The sequence below is a fragment of the Roseateles sp. genome (assembly GCF_036404855.1).
Lineage (GTDB): Bacteria > Pseudomonadota > Gammaproteobacteria > Burkholderiales > Burkholderiaceae_C > Pelomonas.
Genome location: NZ_DASWYS010000189.1, coordinates 1 through 18,473 on the forward strand (window position 1 = coordinate 1; position 18,473 = coordinate 18,473).

Sequence of the window (18,473 nt, forward strand, 5' to 3'; positions counted from 1 at the left end):
CGTCACTACAGCGATGTTCTGGCACGAGACCAGCAGCAGTGCCATGCCCCGCATCATGAAGGAAGTGCACCGCGTTCTGTCGCCCGGTGGCCTGACGTTGCATCTGGAGCAGCCGCAGTACGCCGGAATGGCGCCCTTCGAAGCCTTCATGCGCGACTGGGATACGTACAACAACAACGAGCCGTTCTGGACCGCAATGCACGAAGTCGACCTGGACGCACTGCTGGTGCAGAGCGGCTTCCCTGCCGGCGCCTATTTCGAAACCACCATGCAGGCCAAGGTGGACCGCCGCCTGTTCCCGGCACCAGCCGGCAGCGAGGCAGGTACGCAGGAGGACTACGGCCGGACGCCGCGTTGGACGGCGTTCGGTGCCCGAAAGGCCGAGGAGACCATGCAGTGAGCGCGACCGAGACCAAGCTGCCGGAGCCGGACGAGATCGACCCCGTCGTACTCGCCAACCGGCGCGCGAAGGGCAAGCGCCCCAACTTCCTGGACGACCCTGCCGTCGAGCGCGTCATGTCCGTGGCAATGGCAGTGGCCGGGGAACTGGCGGTGGCGCGTGAGCGCATTGACACGCTGGAGCGCTTGCTGGTGAAACAGGGCGTGCTGGGCGCCGACGCCATCGAGACCTTCGTACCTGACGCCGAGGCTCAGTCAGCCCGCAACCAGTGGGGGCGCGAGTACATCTCCCGCGTATTGCGCATGCTGGAGCAGGACGTGCAGGCCATGAATGGACCGCAGGATCCCGCGCTGGATCAGGTCATCGCGGAACTGCGCGACGCCAGTCGCTGACGACAAAGAGAAGAGAGAGGGCACACCCATGGAACTGTCCAACAAGACCGCCCGCGAGATCTGGGCCGACATCAAAGCCAACCCCAAGCGGGCCCGTTTCGGCTACGGACGCAAGGCGGCGCTTGTCAACATCGACTTCCAGTGCGCTTATACGCGGGTCGACGAGTTCAAGACTGCCTACGAAACGGACCCTCGTCAGATCGAGTACGTGAACGCACTGGCCAAGCGCTTTCGCACGCTGAACTGGCCCGTGGTGTGGACCCATGTCGCCTACGCCGAGTCGGGTGAGGATGCGGGTGTCTGGGGCACCCGCACCGACACGCCGGACTCGCTGCAGAACATCAAGCACGGCTCACGCAGAGCGCAGTTCGACGAGCGTTGCGAGATCGAGAACGGCCGAGACCTCGTCTACTGCAAGCGGATGCCCTCGCCGTTCTTCGAGACGCCGCTGCAGTCGCTGCTGGTCTGGCACCAGGTGGACACGCTCATCATCACGGGCGGCTCTACTTCGGGCTGCGTGCGTGCCGCCGCGGTGGACTCGCTGTCGCGCGGTTACCGCACCATCGTGCCGGAGCAATGCGTGGCGGACAAGCACGAGTCGTACCACTTCGCCAACCTGACGGACATGATGCTCAAGTACGCAGACATCGTTGACGTCAGCGAGACGCTGGGCTGGCTGGACCAGCAGGTGACGTCAGCATGATTGGCGTACCAGCCCCCAAGGCCGACACCGGCCACTACGACTACTGGCCCTATGTGAACCGGCCCAAGATCCGTTGGCCCAACGGTGCTCGCGTGGCTTTCTGGGTGGCGCCGAACATCGAGTTCTACGAGCTCAATCCACCCGTCAACCCGCAACGCGCGGCCTGGCCGCATCCCACGCCCGCGGTACCGGGCTACTCCATCCGGGACTACGGCAATCGCGTGGGCCACATGCGGCAGATGAAGCTACTGGACAAGTACGGCATCCGCGGTTCCATCTCGCTGTCCACCGCGCTGTGCGACCACCATCCCGAGATCATCGAGATGTGCCGCGAGCGCGACTGGGAATTCTTCAGTCACGGCATCTACAACACGCGCTACACGTACGGCATGTCCGAGGCCCAGGAGCGCGAAATGATCCTGGACTCCATGGAGACTATCCGGAGGCACACCGGTCGTGCGCCTGCCGGCTACCTGGCGCCGGCGCTGTCTCACAGCGAGCGCACGCTGGACCTGTTTGCGGAGCTGGGCGGCCTCTACACCTGCGATCTGTTCCACGACGACCAGCCCACACCGCTGCGAGTGCGCGGCGGCCAGCGCTTCGTGTCGGTGCCGTACTCGCTGGAGTTGAACGACACCATCGCCTACGTCGTCAACAAGATGGAGCCGCGCCGCTATGGCCAGATCATCAAGGACTGCTTCGACCGTCTGTACGCCGAGGGCGCCGCGTCCGGGACCGTGATGTGCATCCCGACGCACAACTACCAAGTCAGCTGTCCGCACCGCTTGAAGGCTTTCGAGGACGCGCTGGCCTACATCACCGGTCACAGTGATGTCTGGGTGACCACCGGCCGGGAGATCGCCGAGCACTATCTGGCCAACCAGTACGACGACGCGGTGGCCGACATCGCTGCCAAGAACGCAGCCAGCAAGGGAGGCCGTTGATGGCGCTTGACCCCATCCACCTGCAGTACGCGATGCGCCGTCATGGCATGGATCATGACCGCTATGCCTGGTCCATGCTGACCGACCGTCCGGCCGTGCGCTGGCCCGGCGACAAGCCACTGGCCGTTTGGGTCAACGTCAGCCTGCAGCACTTCCCGATGAACCCGGCGGCCAAGGTCAAGCTGCCCGGCTCCATGACCATGCCGCACCCGGACCTGCGTCACTTCACGTTGCGCGACTATGGAAACCGCGTGGGCATCTGGCGCTTCTTGGACGCCTTCAGCCGCTTCGCCATCCAGCCGAGCTTTGCCATCAACGCCGAGCTGGCGCAGCGCTACCCGGCGCTGATGGACGCCATTCGCGCGCGCGGCGACGAGGTGCTGGGCCACTCTTGGTCCATGGATACGCCGCACCACGGCGGGTTGGACATCGCCACCGAGCGCGCCACGGTGCAGCAGTCGCTCGCCGTGCTGCGTGAGGCCAGCGGTCAGCCGGTGCGCGGCTGGCTCAGCCCCGGCAAGCTGCAAAGCACCCACACGCCCGAGCTACTGAAGGCCGAGGGCGTCGAGTACTTTGCCGACTGGGTCAATGACGAGCTGCCCTACCGCTTCCGCACTGCCGAGGGCGAGTTGTGGAATCTGCCGCTGGCCACCGAGATCGAGGACCGATTCGTCGTCATGGACAACCTGCACGATGAGGACTCCTGGGCCCGGCAGGTGATCGACGCCTTCGAGCTGCTACTGGCCGAGGGCCGGGAGCAGGGCGGCCGGCTGCTGACGCTGTCGCTGCATCCTTGGGTGATGGGGCAACCGCACCGCGTCAAGCACCTCGAAACGGTGCTGGCCCACATCGCCGCCTCGACCGAGGTTTGGCAGGTCGCTCCCGGCCAAATCATCGAGGCCTTCGCGGCACAGCAGGACGCCGCATGACCCAACGCGACATCTTCATCAGCGAAGTGGGTCCCCGCGACGGCCTGCAGAGCATCAAGGCCATCATGCCCACGGAGGCCAAGAAGGCCTGGATCAGCGCCGCCGCTGCCGCCGGTGTCCCCGAGATCGAAGTGGGCTCCTTTGTCCCCGCCCACATCCTGCCGCAGCTGGCCGACACGGCCGAACTCGTGGCCCATGCGCGCACCATCCCCGGCCTGAACGTGGCTGTGCTGGTGCCCAACTTCAAGGGCGCGCAGGCGGCCGTCGCCGCTGGCGCGCACAAGATCACCATCCCGCTGTCTGTCAGCGAGACGCACAGCCTGCGCAACGTGCGCCGCAGTCACGTGCAGATGCTGGACGAAGTGCGCCAGATCAGTGCACTGATCCATAGCCTCCCGGATGAGCAGCGCCCGCACTTCGAGGGCGGACTCTCCACCGCCTTCGGCTGCACGTTGGAAGGCGTCGTGCCCGAGAAGCGCGTCGTTGAACTGGCCGTTGCGCTGATGGAAGCCGGGTGCGACGAGGTGGGCCTGTCCGACACCACCGGCTACGGCAATCCGGCGCAGGTGCGCAGCCTCACCAAGGCCGTGTGGGCTGCCGTGGGTCGCGACAAGCTTGCCGGCATCCACCTACACAACACCCGCGGGCAGGGCCTGGCCAATGCACTGGCTGCACTGGACGTGGGCCTGACCACGCTGGACGCGTCGCTGGCTGGGCTGGGCGGTTGCCCGTTCGCACCCGGCGCCAGCGGCAACATCGTTACCGAGGACCTGGTCTTCATGCTGGAGGCCATGGGCCTTCGCACCGGCATCGACCTGGCCGCGCTGTTCGCCACGCGCGAGCTGTTGGCCCAGGCGCTGCCGGGCGAGCCGCTGTATGGCCTGACGCCACTGTCCGGCCTGCCCAAGGGTTTTGAACCCGCCACCCCCAAGACAAATCAAGCATGAGCAGTACACACAGCAACCTGCCGCTCGCCGGGCTGAAGGTGATTGAGTTCACCCACATGGTGATGGGCCCGAGCATCGGTGTGATCCTCGCCGACATGGGTGCGGACGTGACCAAGGTGGAGCCCGTTCAAGGCGACAACACGCGCCGCCTGAGTGGTTCCGGCGCCGGGTACTTCGCGATGTACAACCGCAACAAGAAGAGCCTGGCCATAGACACCAAGTCGGCCAAGGGTCGCGAGGTCGTGCAGCAGCTGCTGGGCGATGCGGACATCGTCATCGAGAACTTCCGCGCTGGCTCCATGGACGAGTTGGGTTTCGGCTACGACGAGCTGGCCAAGGCCAATCCGCGCCTGATCTATTGCTCCGGCAAGGGCTTCCTGTCCGGCCCATACGAGCGGCGCACGGCGCTGGACGAGGTCGCGCAGATGATGGGCGGCCTGGCCTACATGACTGGACTGCCGGACAAGCCCATGCGCGCCGGTGCCTCGGTGATCGACGTGACCGGCGCGATGTTTGGTGTCATCGGCATCCTGGGTGCGCTGGAGCAGCGCCACCGCACCGGGCGCGGTCAGCGCGTCGTCACCTCGCTGTACGAGACGACGGCCTTCCTGGTGGGCCAGCACATGGCGCAATTCGCCGCCACCGGCAAGGCCGCGCCGCCCATGTCCATCCGCCAGTCGGCCTGGGCGGTCTACGACGTGTTCGAGGCCGGTGACGGCGAACGCGTGTTCGCAGCCGTGGTCAGCGACACGCAATGGCGCAAGTTCTGCGAGTCCTTCGGCTTCGCGGAATTCCTGGCCGATGAGAGCCTGGCGAAGAACACCGAGCGAGTGCGGCAGCGCGAGCGTACCCTGCCGGTCATCCGCGAGCGCTTCAAACAGTTCGACAAGGCAGGCCTGATGGCCAAGCTTGAGGAGACGGGGCTGCCTTTTGCACCCATCGCCAAACCCGAGGAGTTGCTGGATGACCCCCATCTGAACGCCGCAGGTGGCCTGGTGCCGGTGACGTTGCCGGACGGCCGTGCCACCAAGCTGCCGGCTCTGCCCATCGAGATGGACGGCCGCCGATTTGGCCTGCGCCATGACCTTCCAAAGATCGGCGCGGACGGCCGCGCGCTGTTGCGCTCGCGCGGCCTTGCCGAAGCCGAGATCGACGCGCTGGTTGAGCAAGGCATCGTTGCGCCATGAGCGGCCTCTCGCTGTTCGAGAAGCTCTGGCGCCAGCATCTGGTGACGGAGCTCGGCGATGGGGCTAGCCTCATCCATATCGACCGCGTGTTCCTGCACGAGCGCACGGGCGGTGTGGCGCTGCAGGCGCTGGACGAGGCTGGCCACAGCGTGCGCCATCCCAAGCTGGACTTTGCGACACTGGACCACATCGTCGACACCTTCCCAGGCCGCAATGGCTGCGCCCGCAAGGGCGGTGGCTCGTTGATGCCCGGCGGCGATGCGTTCATCCGCACGACGCGCGAGCAGACCGCAAAAAAGGGCATACAGCTGTTCGATCTCGGCGATGAGCGCCAGGGTATCGTGCACGTGGTCTCCCCGGAGCAGGGTATCGTGCTGCCCGGCGCCACCGTCGTCTGCCCGGACAGCCACACCTGCACGCAGGGCGCTCTGGGCGCGCTGGCCTGGGGCATTGGGTCCTCCGAGGCCGAGCATGCGCTGGCGACGCAAACTCTGCGTGTCGTCAAGCCCAGGTCCATGCGTGTCAGCTTCGACGGCCAGTTGCCGCCGGGCGTCACTGCCAAGGACATGATCCTCGCGTTGATCGCGCGCGACACCGCTTCGGGGGCGCGAGGCTCGGTGGTCGAGTTTGCAGGCGAGGCCGTGCGTGCGCTTGGCGTGGAGGCCCGCATGACCTTGTGCAACATGGCGGTCGAGTTCTCGGCTTTCACCGGCCTCATCGCGCCCGACCTGGCCACGCTGGACTATCTGCATGGCCGCCCCTACGCCCCCAAGGGCGAGATGTGGAAGCGAGCCTGCATGGCCTGGCGAAGCCTGTACAGCGACGCCGACGCCAGCTTTGACGACGAGACGCGGCTGGACGTTTCCGCGCTCACACCCATGCTGACCTGGGGCACCAGTCCTCAGCACGCGGTGGGCGTGGATCAATGTGTGCCCGACCCGGAGGCCGGGGCCGACGCAGCCACTCGCGCCGCCATGGAGAAGGCATTGGCCTACATGGATCTGCGGGTCGGTCAGCCGCTCAGCGGCGTGCCCATTGACGCAGCATTCATCGGCTCCTGTACCAACAGCCGACTGTCTGACCTGCGCGCCGCCGCGGCAGTGCTGCGCGGCCGCAAGGTCGCGGCCGGCGTGAAGGCCATCTGTGTGCCTGGGTCGACCCAGGTCAAGCTCGCTGCCGAGACCGAAGGGTTGCATCAGGTGTTCCTGGACGCGGGCTTCGAGTGGCGAGAGTCGGGCTGCTCGATGTGCTTTTTCGCCGGGGGCGAGAGCTTTGGCATTCGCCAGCGCGTCGTCAGCAGCACCAACCGGAATTTCGAGAGCCGCCAAGGGCCGCAAACGCGCACGCACCTCGCCAGCCCGGCGACCGTGGCGGCCTCGGCCATCGCCGGCCGCCTGGCCGACCCTCGCCCGCTACTCGGTCACTGAGATGGACAAGTTCGAGATCCATGAGGGTGTCGCGGCACCGCTGCTGCGCAGCAACGTCGACACCGACGCCATCATCCCCTCGCGCGAGATGAAGACGGTCGGCAAGACCGGCCTTGCCGCGGGACTGTTCGCCGGCTGGCGCTACCTGAATGCCGCGGCCCGTGCGCTCGACCCCGAGTTTGTGCTCAACCGGCCCGAGCATCGCGGCAGCACCATCCTGCTGTCCGGGCTGAACTTCGGCTGCGGGTCGTCCCGGGAGCACGCTGTGTGGGCCCTGAAGGAATACGGCATCCGGGTCATCATCGCGCCCAGCTTCGGCGCCATCTTTGCCGGCAACTGCGTGCGCAATGGCCTGCTGCCAGTGGCGCTGCCGGAGGCCCAGGTGATTGAGCTGGCCGCTGCCGTGGCGGCCGACCCGCAGGTGCGGCGCCTGACAGTGGACCTGCAGCGCTGCGTCGTCGAAGCGCCCGGGAACTTGACCTTCGAGTTCTCGCTGCCGGCCAGCCAGCGCGAGATGCTGCTCAAGGGGCTGGATCCGATCGCGCTGACGCTGGAGTCGTCTGCCGCAATCAACGCGTTCCAGGTCGCAGACCGCCAGGCCCGGCCATGGATCTGGATTGACTGATGCTGGACAGGCCGCACATCGAATTCGTGCAGGCGCAGATGCTGCCGTGGCGACGTATCCCGCCCGGCACGGCACGCCCCGACGCCGAGTACAAGTACCTCAGCCGCGACGCCGGGACTGGGGCCTGCAGCTGTCTGATCCGCTACCCGGCGGGATGGGCGCGGTTGGCCGGCGAGGCCCTGGATGCCGCTGAGGAGTTCTACGTACTCGACGGCGAGCTCGAGATCAACGGCCAACGCTTCGGTGCCGACCACTATGGCCATGTGCCGCGCGGCCTGCAGCGGTGCTCGATGTCGGCGCCGCGTGGCGCCGTTGTGCTGACGTTCTTCGACGCTGAGCCGCTGTTCACGTCGGCGTCGCTCGACGCGCCGGTATTGCTGCGGCGAGACGTACTGCACATGCCTTGGGACATGCGCGTCAATGACAGCAAGCTCGCACACCTGGGCATCTCGCGCAAGGATCTGTTGACCGACCCCGCCACCGGCGAGCGCAGCTTCCTGTCGATGATGCTGCCGCATTCTGAGCCGCCGGGTGCGCAGGGGCCGCGGGAGTCCCATCCGGTCGTCGAGGAGTGCTTCGTCATCTCCGGATCGCTGGTAGGGCCGCATGGTGAGATGCACGCTGGCGCCTACTTCTGGCGCCCGCCGGGTATCCCCCACGGGCCTTTTGGCACACGCTGGGGCTGTGTCGCGCTGATCCGTTTCGTCGGCGGGCGCCACGTCAATATCTGGACGGCCGATGAAGCGCCCTTCGATTTTCACCAACCCTACCGGCCGACGCTTCCAGTCGAGCTGGCCCATCTTCGGGACCAGCCTTGGTTGCCGGGGACGGCTTACTGAGGACTTTCCGCCGGCGCGCTGAAGGGCAGGGCGGCTCAGCCGACGTCGATGTCTTTTAGTCTCCGCCACAGCGTCGTGCGGCTGATGCCCAGGGCCTGGGCCGCTGCTTGCCGGTTGCCTCCGGCAGCCCGAATGGCGGCGATGACGCGCTCGTCGTCAACCTGGCCGCCATCGCCGGCCTCGCCCGAGGGGAGCTCCGTCAGTTCAGGCGTCTCGCCGAGAAAGCCCTCGTAGTCGATCGCGTCGAGGTCGCGCGTGCCGAGCAGGAACACGGCGAGGCGCTCCATCAGGTTGTCGAGCTCGCGGATATTGCCCGGCCAGCGATAGTGCATGAGCAGCGGTAGCAACGGCAGCAGTGCGGGCTCCGCGGGCAGTGCGCTGCCAAGCGCGCGCAGCTTGCTCTCAAAGAGCTGGCGTGCGAGGGCGGGCACGTCCTCCGGTCGATCGCGCAGCGGCGGCAGCGTCATGCGGAGAATGTTCAGGCGGTAATAGAGGTCCGCCCGGAACTGGTTCTCGGCGATGCGCACCGGCAGCGAGCGGTGCGTGGCCGCAATGACGCGCACGTCGATGGAGATGGGCGTGTTGCTGCCCAGGCGCAGCACCTCGCGCTCCTGCAGCACACGCAACAATCGGGTCTGCAGCGACAGGGGCATGTCGCCGATCTCGTCAAGAAACAAGGTGCCGGTGTGCGCGGCTTCGAACAAACCCGGCTTGCCGCCCTTGCGCGATCCGGTGAACGAGCCTTCGTCATAGCCGAACAGCTCGCTTTCCAGCAGGGACTCCGGGAAGGCGGCGCAGTTCAGCGCTACGAAAGGGCCGCGCTGTCGCGCGCTGGCGTTATGAATGGCCTGTGCGAACAGTTCTTTGCCCGTGCCGGTCTCACCATCGATGAGCACCGTCGACGAAGTGCGGGCGCAGCGTTGCGCGATGGCGCGTGCGCGCTCCAGCGCTGGACTGGTGCCGGTAATGAGGTCGAACGAGTAGCGCGCGGTCAGACTTCTGGCGCGCCGCTGCGAGCGGATGGTGGTGTCCGCGCGGTGAATGGCGCTGGTGTCGCGCAGCGTCAGCATCGCGCCGGTCAGGCCGCCTCGGTCCTGAATGGCGCTGCGCGACATGAGAAATGTTCCGCGGCTCAGGTGCACCACCACATCGACATCGTCGTCTTGGCCGGCCAGGACGCCGGCCAGCGACACCTCGCCGGGCAGGTCCGACAGGCGCTGGCCAATGGGATTCACATGCTCCAGCCCCAGGATGCGCGCCATGGGCAGGTTGATGGCCATGATGCGCTGCTGCGAGTCCACCGTCAGGACGGCCTCATGCAGCCGCGCGAAGGCCATGTTGAGGTGGTCGAAGCGGTCTTCCTGCCGGATCGCGCGCTCGGCCAGCGTAATGGCCTCGTTCAACGCGCGCTCCACAGACGCGATGCCGTGCAACAGCACACCCTTGAGGCCGTGCTCTTCCGCCAGCGCAACGACAAGGCTGGAGCCCACGATGACCTCGATGCCGGCGTCGGCCAGGGCAAGGACCCGCTCGCGCGCCTCTGCCATGTGGCGGTACGTGTGGTGTGTGAGCTGGACGCTGAGCAGCCCATGAAGCCAGTCGAGGTCGGGCAGCACCTCAGTGTGGACGACCAGCCCGACACGCGCCGACACCTGGCTGGCTTGCTGCAGTGCGAACAACAGGTCCACGCCGCTCAACTCGATGCTGACGATGGGCTTGTCGACCTGGGCGCGCAGCTGTTCGGCCACGGACGCGGGGCTGACGATGACGTCGATATGGGTGTTGCGGTGCAGCTCGTAGGCGTGCAGCACGGCGTCATTGAGCGAGTACTCGTCGACGACGATATCCGCTCGGTCTTGCAGCCGGCCCTCGGCCAGGCGAACCAAGCGCGTCAGGGCCGTGTAGGTCAGCACGCAGACGCGCGGGCGACGCTTTTCAGAAGAGAACATGGATGCCGGACTCGCGATCCGGACGGCAGGCGTCCGGTACGGAGATGGTAGCGGATGCCATTTCCTGGTGATCGAGTCGGATTTGGGAGTCTCTCATTTGTCCGGACAAGGAGGTGATCAAATAGGTGCTGTCACCAATGTCACGGCTCGGCCACACAGCGCTCGAGTCTTGACGCAAACCCCGTTGCTTCTTAGGAGCGATAAATATAGTATCCGTTCGAACCAAAGTTGTACGGACAACATTTCTTAAAAGAGCGGAGTCGATGTCCGAACAACTGAAGATTCAGAGCGCATTCCCGTTTCGCCCCTTGGGGCCCGCAACCTGCCGGCCTCCCACTCATCCCAAGAAGACGGAGTTCAACATGTCCACCCTCAAACCTCTGCTGCTGACCAGCGCGATGCTTGCTGCGCTGCCAGTGCTGGCGCAGACGGCCAAGCCCGAAGACGCGGCGGCTGGCGCCGACAAGGCCAGCACTGCCCCGGCGCCGGAAAGCAAGGAGGCGACATCTACGGTCGCCGAGCTCGGCCGTATCGTCGTCACGGCGCGCCGTATCGGCGAGCGCCTTCAGGATGTGCCACTGTCCATCATGGCCATGACAGGCAGGGACCTGGAGGACCGCGGCGTCAAATCCATCGCTGACTTGTCTCTGCTGACACCCGGCCTGAGCTACTCACCCGATTTTGGCCGCACGGGTGAGCGCCCGGTCGTTCGTGGCATCTCCGTGACGCGCAATGACGCGCCGCAGCCGGTTTCCATCTTCGTTGACGGCGTCTACGTGAAGGACGGCGCACTGAGTCTCGGCCTTGACGACGCGCAGCGCGTGGAAGTGATCAAAGGGCCGCAGTCGGCACTGTATGGACGCTCAACCTATGCAGGCGCCATCAACTACGTGACCGTGAGACCGGGTGACCGCCTCGCCGGCAAAGTCAATGCTACCGTCGCGAGCGATGGCGAGTTGTCGCTGTTCGGTGCGCTGACCGTGCCCGTGAAGGAGGACGTGTTCTCCATGCGCGTGCGCGTCAAGCACTCCGAGTTCGGCGGCCAATACACCAACTCGCTGGACGGCAGCAAACTGGGCAAGGAGCGTTCGGACTCCGTCGGCATCCAGTTCTTCCTGCGTCCGTCGCAAGATTTTGACGCCAACCTGGCCATCGACAGTGCCCAGGATCGCGACGGCCAGTTCGCGATCACAGCCCGTCCGGTGCCCCTCCAGGCAGGTGGCGTGGTCACTTCGTTGAACGGAAGTTCCAACGTGCCCAACGGCGGCACCTGCAATGGGCACGTGATCCAGCTCGTGGGCAACGATCCCGTGACCGGCCTGCCCAGTGCGAGTGTGCCGGCATCGGCCGCAACCCGGGCCAACGGATATCCCTGCGGATCTCGAAGCTATGAAGGCACCAGCTTTGCTCGAGCCACCGGCCCGCTGTCCCACTACGTCGACCCCAAGACCGGCATCGACTACGGCGACGTCAATGGCCTCAAGCGTGACATCGACCGCGGGGCCCTGACGCTGAACTGGTACTTCGGCGACGGCTACACGCTCACCTCTCAAACTGCAGTGACGCGCCAGCGCGCCAACACGGGCTACGACCAGTCCTACAACGGCACGCCGCTCGCCTTCGGCTCTTCCTGGTTGACCTATGACCGCGACGAGCTGGATTACAGGTCCCAGGAGGTTCGCCTGAGTTCGCCCAACGACCAGGATCTGAGCTGGATGGTCGGTGCCTTCTACTATGACGAGGACTTCAAGGGCCAGACGTCCACGGTGGTGAATGGCGCCCTCAGCGTGGCGGCGCCCTTGACGGACAAGCTGTCGACCAGCATCCGCAATGTCGCACCCTTCGGCCGCCTCCAATACCAGATCAGCCCGGCTGCCCGACTGTCCGTTGAGGGCCGATACAGCAGTGAGCGTGTCAAGGTCAGCGGGGTCGTCAGCGGCCAGCGAACCTTCTCCGACTTCGCGCCGCGCGTCATCCTGGACTACAAGCCTGCCAGCGGCATGATGGTCTATGGTCAGCTCGCCCGCGGCAGCAAGAGCGGCGGCTTCAATACGACGATCGGCCTCGATCCCAAGGACTTCAGCTACGACGGCGAGAAGATCACCGCCGTCGAGATCGGCAGCAAGAGCCGCCTGCTCGACGGCCGCATGCTGTTCAATGCCGCGCTGTTCCAGAACAACATCAATGGCCTGCAGCTCTCCAACGTCATCACGTATACCAATCCGACGAATGGCACGCAGCAGATCAACACGGTGGTCAACAACGTCGGCAAGGCGCGCACGCGTGGCTTGGAGCTGGAGCTGATGTACCAGGCAACGCCCTGGCTGGTGCTGTCCGGCAACTACGCTTACACCGATGCCAAGGCCATTTCGGGAACCGACGTGACCAACGGCCAGAACTTCGGCGGCAACATGTCGGTGGCCGGGTTCACGTTGCCGCGCACGCCCAAGCACTCGGCGGCTGCGTCGGCCGCGGTGGACTTTCCCATCGAGGGAACAGGCCTGCGATTCACGTCGCGTATCGATGCAACGTACCAGTCGCGCCGGTACGCAGATCTGCAGAACCTGATCTGGGCCGACGCCTTCACGCGCATCAACCTGAGTGCCGGCGTGCGCGGCGGCAGCTGGCGTCTGACGGGCTTCGTGCGCAACGTGGCTGACGACAACACGCCGATGAACGCCTTCCGCTACATCGATGCAGCTACGTTCCGCCGCACCGCGGCGGACTTCCTGCCGCGCCTGCGGCAGTACGGCGTGTCGCTGTCCTACGACTTCTGATGGCGCACAGGTGGGGTCTCCCCACCTCAACATGCCCGGCCGGGATGGCAACGTCCCGCCGGGCTTGCTGATTTCGCGGCTCGGGCAGCGCTTCAGGCGCCCTCGACCCAGACGCCCGGCGCCAGCTCCTGCATGCCTGTTGCTCCGTGCAGTGTGAGCCAGGCCAGCCCGTCCGGCGGCTTATTCCGTGTCGGGCTGCAGACATGAGCATCCTGTACCTCGTCGATCTCGAACAGGCTGCGTCCTGCCCATTGCAGTGTTGCCACTGGCCAGGGGTGGTCCAGCGGGCGGTCAAGCGCCCGGCTCAGCACCGTCACGCGGGTGTCAAAGCGCAGCGTGGCGCGAGGCGTCATCGCGGCGCAGGCCGCAATCGCCGCCTCCCGGTCTGGCACGGACATCACGCCGATGAAAAGTGGACCGACGTCCTGCGCGGGCTCAAGCTCTGCCGAAAGTGGAAGGTCAAACGGCGGTACCGGCTGCTTCACCTGGGTCAGGTAAAGCATCTCGCCGGCCGGACCAACGACCTGCATGGCGCGGATCGCCGGACTTACCGCCAGATCGGCGGGCGGGCCGACGATCTCGAAGGGCGAGTCCAGCAGCCGGTCGCCCAGCGCGTCCACGTCGCGTACCAGCACTTCCAGCGCCATCCAGCCATGGCTAAGGCGCGTGGGCCGCGCCGCAGCGGCAGGCAGCTCGATGAGACGAAGCAGTGGCGCCGAGCCGGGCGCCGCCAGCCAAGTTACCGCGCAGCCAGACAGGTCAGGGCGGTGCCATGAGAGTGCTTGCGCTTCGTCAACGCGGCCGCGCGCGGCGGGGGCCAATCCCAGCAGCGCATAGGCTTTGATCAGCGGGGCCGCCTCCGCCACGACAAGGGTGGCATGGTGCAGCGGTCCACAGGGTAACTGTATAGACATGATTTATAACTTGTACGGACAACAATTGCAGTCTATCCTGCCGAGCTGAAAGACAAGAGCAAAGATCATGATCGAGATGCAACGCCAGGACGAGGCAGTCTGGCTCACGCTGCGGCGGGCGGAAAAAAAGAACGCGATGACGGAGGCGATGTGGGAGCAACTGCTACAGGCCCTGTCCCAGGTGGCCGATGAGCACCGCCGTAGCGGCGGCCGTGCGCCGCGCGCGTTGGTTCTGGCCGGAGCGCCTGGTGCCTTTTGCGCGGGTGCCGACATTGCGGAGCTGGCCCCGCTGCTCCGGGAGCCGGCCGCCATGACCGCCAACAACCAGCTGGTGGCCCGGGCGCAACTGGCGCTGGAACAGTTGCCTGTGCCCACGCTGGCCTTGATTGATGGCCCTTGCTTCGGCGGCGGCTTCGGCCTGGCTGCAGCCTGCGACTTTCGCATTGCGAGCGCTCGTGCCAGCTTTGCCATCACACCGGCCCGGCTTGGCCTGCTGTACAGCATCGAGGACACCCGCCGCGTCGTGCGGCTGCTGGGCGACACGCGTGCACGCCGGCTGTTGCTGCGAGGCGCGCGGCTTGACGCCCAGACGGCGCAGGACTGGGGGCTGCTGGACGCCCTGGTCGAGCCCGAGCAGCTGCAGGCCCAAGCCCAGGCCTGGCTGGCCGACATCTGCGCGCAGTCGCCCACATCGATGACCGGCATCAAGGCCACGCTCGCACACGTGGGGCAAGCCGGGTGGCACGACGAGGCCGAGGTGCGCGCAGCCTTTGATTCGGCCTTCTACGGCTCCGACTTCGCCGAAGGCGCGGCAGCCTTTCTCGAGCGCCGCAGCGCCAGATTCCACTGACCTCCTGACAGGACTCCGATGAATATCCCTCCCCACCATCGCACCTTGCGCGGCACCATCCGCTACACCAGCGACAAGCCTGAACGACTCGGCCAGGAGCGCGGTCGCGAGTACTTCATGATGACGGACCAAAGCGACGGCAACCGCATCGTGCACGCGCACTGCGAGATTGACGACGCGCCTGATGTGATCCGCGACGTCGTGCTGGCCCTGGCGCCGGACGGACGACCGCTGGATGCCTCCGTGCGGCTGACCGTCGGCGGCCGCTTCGAGGGCATGGCCTGGATGCGCTTCGGCGACCACAGCGCCGAGTGCGAGAGCTACAACCAGCGTGATGGCCGCATCAGCCAGCGGCTGGACAAGGACCGCCCTGTCGGTCTGGGCGCGCATCCAATCTGCGGCGACGCGTTGCTGCTGCGTGCCTACGACCTGGCCCAGGGGCCGGGCAAGGTCTTCTTCCCGAACGTCATGCTGACGTCTCCAGACCATCGTGGTGCCACCGGCCCGCTGCTGTTCCCCCTCGGTTTTGGCATCGAGTACGTGGGGCACGAGGCGATCGAGGTGCCCGCGGGCCGCTTCGACGCATTGCACTTCCGCTACGTGGACACGGCGGGTGGCCTGCCCGAAGAGCATCCAGCGTACGACGTTTGGTGCACGGCGGACGGCAACTACATCTTCTTGCGCGGCAGCGTGGGCGGCTACATGCAGACCCGCTACGAACTGGTGGAACTGCTGGGCCTGGGCTGAGGGCCCGCCGACGCGTAGATGACAGCGCCCCGGTGCCGTGAACGCCGGGGCGCGGCCGACAACGGGAGGGGTCAGCTTCCCTCGTGCTTGAGGATCGTGGAGATGCGGAACAGATCGCCACGGTGCCAGGAGACGGCCACCAGAATGAGCTTGCCGGCGCGGTCGTAGTACGCGCGATGGGCGCGCAGCGAGGGCGATCCCTTCTTGACGCCCAGCTGCGTGGCGGCATGGCCGTCAAGCGCGACGGCCTCGAAAGTCTGCTCAATGCGGCCCAGCGTGCGCGCGTCCAGTGCGGTCAGCATGACGCCCAGCGCGGTGTCGATGTCCAGCAGCTTGGCGCGCCGACGCGCCGACTGTGGCGGGAAAAGCACCTGGCTCAACGCAAACGGGCGAAAAGGCTCTTCGCGCTCCATGCGCACGCCCAGCAGTTCGATGCACGCATCGCCTTCCCGGCAGTGCATCAGGTCGCTCAGCGCCGCGTCGGCCTGCATCTCCCTGACAGACAGCAACCGCAGGCGACTCTGCGAGCCGTACTGCATCAAGTCTTCGATGCTGTCCACCGTCTGCCGGTAGCGCACTGGCGGCGTGTTTGCGATGACCAGCGACCCGGAACCTTGGCGACGGGAAATCAGCCCCGCCTGCTCAAGAATGCGCAGCGCCTCACGGATGGTGTGGCGGCTCGCGTCGAGCTGATCGCACAACTCCGCTTCGGGCGGGAGCTGGCTGCCAATCGGGTATTCCTTCGCCAGGATCGCGTTCGTCAGGTTGTCCGCAATCTCGCGGTACCGGGGAATCTTCTTCTGATTCATCTGTCCCTTACCCTCAAATTGACTGTCTCAGTGTATGCCATGCCGCCTCTAGCGAGGCGCGGTGCTCAGGCGCCGCGACCGCGATGAGGGCCCTGGCGCGCGCATCGACGCCGAGGCCGCGAAGCGAGGCCACGCCATGCTCGGTGACGACGTGGTCAATGTCGGTGCGGGCGATTCCGGTCAACCGGTGATTGAGTTCCGGCACGATGCGCGAGCGCCGATCGCGGCCGGCCACTGATGTGGCTGCGATGACGGCGCGCCCGCCGACGCTGGACCGTGCGCCGCGCACGAAGTCGACGAGGCCGCCAACGCCACTGATCTGACGTCCCCCTAGCGTTTCGCAGTTTACTTGTCCGAACAAATCAATTTCCAGCGCGGAGTTCACGGCGACGAGGTTGGGTATCGCGGACAGCGTGGACTGGGCGTGGGTGTACTCGACGCCAGCGAACCGCACCAGCTCGCCCTCAGCCACCAAGGACTGCAGCGATGCGCCGCCCAGCGCGACGCCGGTGCAGACCGGCGGCCGGGCAGTCGAGCGCGGGGCCAGAGCGCCGGCCGCATGTAGCTGCACGAGCCCATCCGACACCATGCCGGCATGCAGGCGCAGGTTCCGGTGCCCTGACAGCGCATCCAGCACGCAAGCCTGCAGCCTGCCCAGCCCGAACTGCAGCGTGTCGCCATCGCGCACCAGCGAAGCAACATGGCGCGCGACCTCGTCCAGCGCGCCATCCTCGGGCTCGGGCGGCAGTGGCGGCAGCGCAACCGCCGCTTCCACCCAGGCGGCGATGCGCGCCACCGGGACGGTCGGGCCATTCGTCCGGGGCAGCAGCGGGTTCACATGAGCCAGAACCACGGTCTCGGGCGTACAGGCGGCCAGCGCAGCTGGCGTGAAGTCGGCCGCCAGCGCGAGGCTGCAGCGGCCCTCGGCGTCCGGCGGCGCCACGTGCAGCATCAGCACGTCGAATCTGCCCGGAACGGCCAGCTGCCGGACGATTTCGCTGTAGTGCAGCGGCAGGTAGTCGACAGCACCGCGCGCCCATCCGTCGCGCAGGTCGCGCGACAGGAAGAAGGTTTTGGCACGGGCCGCCGGATGCAGAGCCGTGGGATCAAAGCGGTTCACGCCCGGAATCCACACGCCGCAGAACTCGACGCCATCGGCCATCTCGGGCGACTCGCTCAGCCAGCGCTGGAACAGCGGCGACTGGCCGGAGCAGCCCGGCCAGTAAACGCGGCAGCCTGGTTTTAGGTGGTCGGCCAGCCCCTGCGGCGTGAGGTCAAGTGGCAGAGATGAGGTGCGTGTAGACGGTCTTTTCATTGCGTGTGGAGGGAATCGACTTCTATAATTGTCCGTACAACTCTACACCGATCCGGGCTGAAGAAGGCGCCATGTCAAGCTCCCCGTCCCAGGCTGAGCCGCTGTTGATGCAGCTCGCCGAACTGGCCCACCGGGCCGGCGCCGAGGCTGCCTGGCAGCCTCGCGCCACACTCCACCTGCTCGACTGGATGGGCTGCGCCGCGTCCGGCGTGCGCAGTGCGCAGGGGCAGGCTTTTGGCCGCTGGCTGCAGTCTCAAGGGGAGGGCGGGTGCGCCACCCTGGCTGGACGTCGCAGCGATGCGGCCGCCGCAGCGGCCTATCACGGTGCGCTGGGCAGCGTGCTGGAGATGGACGACGTCCACCGCAGCTCCATCCTTCATCCAGGGCCGGTGGTCATCCCGGCGGTCCTGGCGGCGGCCGCGCCATCGACCTCCGGAGCATGCCTGCTGGCAGGTGTACTGGCCGGCTAAGAGGCGATGATCCGCGTGGGACGTGCGCTGGGTCCCTCGCATTACGGCCTGTGGCACTCGACGGCCACGGCGGGTTGCTTTGGCGCCGCCGCTGGCGCTTCCGTCGTGCTGGGGTTGGATGTGCCGACGACGGCTCATGCGATGGCGCTGGCGGGTACGCGCAGCGGCGGGCTGTGGCAGGTCAGGCATGAAAGCAGCCTGGGCAAGAGCTGGCACATGGCCGGCGCGGCGCGAGACGGCGTGGCGGCT

At 66.4% G+C, this 18,473-nt stretch carries 17 protein-coding genes and 1 pseudogene; 14 read left to right on the forward strand and 4 right to left on the reverse strand.

Going from position 1 to position 18,473, the window contains the following annotated elements:
• The 10 genes from VGF12_RS12605 to VGF12_RS12650 all read left to right on the forward strand — a co-directional run.
• Nucleotides 1-400, forward strand: a 400-nt coding sequence (locus tag VGF12_RS12605) for a hypothetical protein (protein ID WP_331176386.1), incomplete at its 5' end; no start/stop codon positions are given.
• A complete protein-coding gene (locus tag VGF12_RS12610) occupies nucleotides 397-792 on the forward strand; it encodes a hypothetical protein (RefSeq protein ID WP_331176387.1) in 396 nt (131 codons plus the stop codon). The genes VGF12_RS12605 and VGF12_RS12610, both read left to right, overlap by 4 nt.
• Nucleotides 793-820: 28 nt before the next feature.
• Nucleotides 821-1,495: an isochorismatase family protein gene (locus VGF12_RS12615; protein WP_331176388.1), complete on the forward strand. Its 675-nt coding sequence runs from the start codon at nucleotides 821-823 to the stop codon at nucleotides 1,493-1,495.
• Complete coding sequence (locus tag VGF12_RS12620; RefSeq protein ID WP_331176389.1) at nucleotides 1,492-2,439, forward strand: polysaccharide deacetylase family protein; 948 nt, start codon at nucleotides 1,492-1,494, stop codon at nucleotides 2,437-2,439. Before VGF12_RS12615 ends, VGF12_RS12620 begins: the two co-directional genes overlap by 4 nt.
• A complete protein-coding gene (locus VGF12_RS12625) occupies nucleotides 2,439-3,368 on the forward strand; it encodes a polysaccharide deacetylase family protein (protein WP_331176390.1) in 930 nt (309 codons plus the stop codon). The genes VGF12_RS12620 and VGF12_RS12625 overlap by 1 nt, the downstream gene beginning before the upstream one ends.
• Nucleotides 3,365-4,315 carry a hydroxymethylglutaryl-CoA lyase gene (locus tag VGF12_RS12630; protein WP_331176391.1) on the forward strand — a complete coding sequence of 317 codons (951 nt, stop codon included), beginning with the start codon at nucleotides 3,365-3,367 and terminating at the stop codon, nucleotides 4,313-4,315. Before VGF12_RS12625 ends, VGF12_RS12630 begins: the two co-directional genes overlap by 4 nt.
• On the forward strand, nucleotides 4,312-5,502 hold the full coding sequence (locus VGF12_RS12635; RefSeq protein ID WP_331176392.1) for a CaiB/BaiF CoA-transferase family protein: 1,191 nt from the start codon (nucleotides 4,312-4,314) through the stop codon (nucleotides 5,500-5,502). Before VGF12_RS12630 ends, VGF12_RS12635 begins: the two co-directional genes overlap by 4 nt.
• Nucleotides 5,499-6,929: a 3-isopropylmalate dehydratase large subunit gene (locus VGF12_RS12640; protein ID WP_331176393.1), complete on the forward strand. Its 1,431-nt coding sequence runs from the start codon at nucleotides 5,499-5,501 to the stop codon at nucleotides 6,927-6,929. Before VGF12_RS12635 ends, VGF12_RS12640 begins: the two co-directional genes overlap by 4 nt.
• A gap of 1 nt (nucleotide 6,930) precedes the next feature.
• The gene (leuD, locus tag VGF12_RS12645; protein ID WP_331176394.1) at nucleotides 6,931-7,554 is read left to right on the forward strand and encodes a 3-isopropylmalate dehydratase small subunit; all 624 of its coding nucleotides are present in this window, start codon (nucleotides 6,931-6,933) and stop codon (nucleotides 7,552-7,554) included.
• Nucleotides 7,554-8,393 (forward strand): cupin domain-containing protein, encoded by an 840-nt coding sequence (locus VGF12_RS12650; protein WP_331176395.1) that lies wholly within the window; start codon nucleotides 7,554-7,556, stop codon nucleotides 8,391-8,393. The genes leuD and VGF12_RS12650 overlap by 1 nt, the downstream gene beginning before the upstream one ends.
• Before the next feature lie 35 nt (nucleotides 8,394-8,428).
• On the opposite strand, the gene prpR is transcribed toward VGF12_RS12650, so the two are convergent.
• Entirely contained in the window at nucleotides 8,429-10,342 is a 1,914-nt protein-coding gene (prpR, locus tag VGF12_RS12655) for a propionate catabolism operon regulatory protein PrpR (protein WP_331176396.1), read from the reverse strand.
• A gap of 362 nt (nucleotides 10,343-10,704) precedes the next feature.
• Here prpR and VGF12_RS12660 point away from each other — a divergent pair, with 362 nt between their 5' ends.
• A complete protein-coding gene (locus VGF12_RS12660) occupies nucleotides 10,705-13,119 on the forward strand; it encodes a TonB-dependent receptor (RefSeq protein ID WP_331176397.1) in 2,415 nt (804 codons plus the stop codon).
• 92 nt (nucleotides 13,120-13,211) lie between these two features.
• Here the strand turns inward: VGF12_RS12660 and VGF12_RS12665 are convergent, their stop codons facing one another.
• The gene (locus tag VGF12_RS12665; RefSeq protein ID WP_331176398.1) at nucleotides 13,212-13,766 is read right to left on the reverse strand and encodes a hypothetical protein; all 555 of its coding nucleotides are present in this window, start codon (nucleotides 13,764-13,766) and stop codon (nucleotides 13,212-13,214) included.
• A gap of 334 nt (nucleotides 13,767-14,100) precedes the next feature.
• On the opposite strand from VGF12_RS12665, the gene VGF12_RS12670 reads away from it, so the two are divergent.
• Both VGF12_RS12670 and VGF12_RS12675 read left to right on the forward strand, forming a co-directional pair.
• Nucleotides 14,101-14,883 (forward strand): enoyl-CoA hydratase/isomerase family protein, encoded by a 783-nt coding sequence (locus VGF12_RS12670; protein ID WP_331176399.1) that lies wholly within the window; start codon nucleotides 14,101-14,103, stop codon nucleotides 14,881-14,883.
• An 18-nt stretch (nucleotides 14,884-14,901) separates the two neighbouring features.
• A complete protein-coding gene (locus tag VGF12_RS12675) occupies nucleotides 14,902-15,630 on the forward strand; it encodes a hypothetical protein (protein WP_331176400.1) in 729 nt (242 codons plus the stop codon).
• Between the two features lie 71 nt (nucleotides 15,631-15,701).
• Here VGF12_RS12675 and VGF12_RS12680 read toward each other — a convergent pair whose 3' ends face one another.
• Together VGF12_RS12680 and VGF12_RS12685 are read right to left on the reverse strand one after the other, a co-directional pair.
• Complete coding sequence (locus VGF12_RS12680) at nucleotides 15,702-16,439, reverse strand: GntR family transcriptional regulator (protein ID WP_331176401.1); 738 nt, start codon at nucleotides 16,437-16,439, stop codon at nucleotides 15,702-15,704.
• A 13-nt stretch (nucleotides 16,440-16,452) separates the two neighbouring features.
• The gene (locus tag VGF12_RS12685; protein ID WP_331176402.1) at nucleotides 16,453-17,754 is read right to left on the reverse strand and encodes an acetyl-CoA hydrolase/transferase family protein; all 1,302 of its coding nucleotides are present in this window, start codon (nucleotides 17,752-17,754) and stop codon (nucleotides 16,453-16,455) included.
• 107 nt (nucleotides 17,755-17,861) lie between these two features.
• On the opposite strand from VGF12_RS12685, the pseudogene VGF12_RS12690 reads away from it, so the two are divergent.
• Nucleotides 17,862-18,473: pseudogene (locus VGF12_RS12690) on the forward strand (MmgE/PrpD family protein); the annotation flags it as partial.

Bases quoted from the DNA above. Each gene is read 5' to 3' on its own strand.
- VGF12_RS12635 (WP_331176392.1), top strand. From the start codon at position 4,312: ATGAGCAGTACACACAGCAACCTGCCGCTCGCCGGGCTGAAGGTGATT.
- VGF12_RS12620 (WP_331176389.1), top strand. From the start codon at position 1,492: ATGATTGGCGTACCAGCCCCCAAGGCCGACACCGGCCACTACGACTAC.
- VGF12_RS12640 (WP_331176393.1), top strand. From the start codon at position 5,499: ATGAGCGGCCTCTCGCTGTTCGAGAAGCTCTGGCGCCAGCATCTGGTG.
- prpR (WP_331176396.1), bottom strand. From the start codon at position 10,342: ATGTTCTCTTCTGAAAAGCGTCGCCCGCGCGTCTGCGTGCTGACCTAC.
- VGF12_RS12670 (WP_331176399.1), top strand. From the start codon at position 14,101: ATGATCGAGATGCAACGCCAGGACGAGGCAGTCTGGCTCACGCTGCGG.
- VGF12_RS12680 (WP_331176401.1), bottom strand. From the start codon at position 16,439: ATGAATCAGAAGAAGATTCCCCGGTACCGCGAGATTGCGGACAACCTG.
- VGF12_RS12615 (WP_331176388.1), top strand. From the start codon at position 821: ATGGAACTGTCCAACAAGACCGCCCGCGAGATCTGGGCCGACATCAAA.
- leuD (WP_331176394.1), top strand. From the start codon at position 6,931: ATGGACAAGTTCGAGATCCATGAGGGTGTCGCGGCACCGCTGCTGCGC.
- VGF12_RS12630 (WP_331176391.1), top strand. From the start codon at position 3,365: ATGACCCAACGCGACATCTTCATCAGCGAAGTGGGTCCCCGCGACGGC.
- VGF12_RS12650 (WP_331176395.1), top strand. From the start codon at position 7,554: ATGCTGGACAGGCCGCACATCGAATTCGTGCAGGCGCAGATGCTGCCG.
- VGF12_RS12625 (WP_331176390.1), top strand. From the start codon at position 2,439: ATGGCGCTTGACCCCATCCACCTGCAGTACGCGATGCGCCGTCATGGC.
- VGF12_RS12685 (WP_331176402.1), bottom strand. From the start codon at position 17,754: ATGAAAAGACCGTCTACACGCACCTCATCTCTGCCACTTGACCTCACG.
- VGF12_RS12660 (WP_331176397.1), top strand. From the start codon at position 10,705: ATGTCCACCCTCAAACCTCTGCTGCTGACCAGCGCGATGCTTGCTGCG.
- VGF12_RS12675 (WP_331176400.1), top strand. From the start codon at position 14,902: ATGAATATCCCTCCCCACCATCGCACCTTGCGCGGCACCATCCGCTAC.
- VGF12_RS12665 (WP_331176398.1), bottom strand. From the start codon at position 13,766: ATGGCGCTGGAAGTGCTGGTACGCGACGTGGACGCGCTGGGCGACCGG.